Origin of the sequence: Marinimicrobium locisalis (assembly GCF_039822625.1) — a bacterium.
GTDB lineage: Bacteria > Pseudomonadota > Gammaproteobacteria > Pseudomonadales > Cellvibrionaceae > Marinimicrobium > Marinimicrobium locisalis.
In genome coordinates, this window is sequence record NZ_JBDLLG010000081.1 from 1 (window position 1) to 734 (window position 734).

The following is a 734-nucleotide window of genomic DNA, read 5'->3' on the forward strand; positions in this document are numbered from 1 at the left end:
CGATGATTATAGTGCCATTGCTTCCGTGACGTTGACGGTTGAGGGCGAGAGCGGCAGCATCCAAACTTATACCGCCGAGACCGAAAACGACTTTGAGGGGTGGTCAAAGACGGTCTCCCTGGAACAGGGCGATAACCAGATCCGGGTCTCGGCCGAAGACGCCCAGGGCAACGCCATAGAAGAGGCCGATGTGGTGCAGGTCCGTCGCCAGGCGTTTGCGGAGAGTTTTCCCAATAACGAGGTGCCTTTTACCGATATCCGGGATATGACGTTTGATAAAAAGCGGGGCCGGCTGCTAGTGCCGGATCAGTTTAAGAATGCCGAAGGAGAGTCTTTGGGGCAGATTATTTCAATAGACCTTGAAACCTCGAAAAGAGCCGTTTTTGCCACGGATGATGCCTCTACTGAAGAGGATAATGCCCTCGTTTTTACCTACAGCATAACGTTAGATCATGAGGGTGAGCGAGCGCTTTTGGGCGTGGGCACGAGTTACACGGCCAGAATTTTTGCCATTGACCTTGAAACGGGTGATGGAGCCGTGCTTAGTCAATCGGACTTTAACTCTGGAGAGCCCACCCACGACAGCGTGGTGAGCATCGTACCCGACCCAAAGAGCAACGATCATGTTTATACCCTATCAGATGGAGACGGAAATCTCCTACGTATTAATTTGAGCACTGGGGAACGAACGGTTGTGTCCAGTAGTGACTATGGGGTAGGAACAGGAGACGACC

1 protein-coding gene is annotated in these 734 nt (G+C 52.3%); it reads left to right on the top strand.

Features of this window, described 5'->3' with window-relative positions; genetic code table 11:
* Positions 1–734: hypothetical protein (locus AAE514_RS18485; RefSeq protein ID WP_347333039.1), on the top strand; the 734-nt coding region annotated here is incomplete at both ends.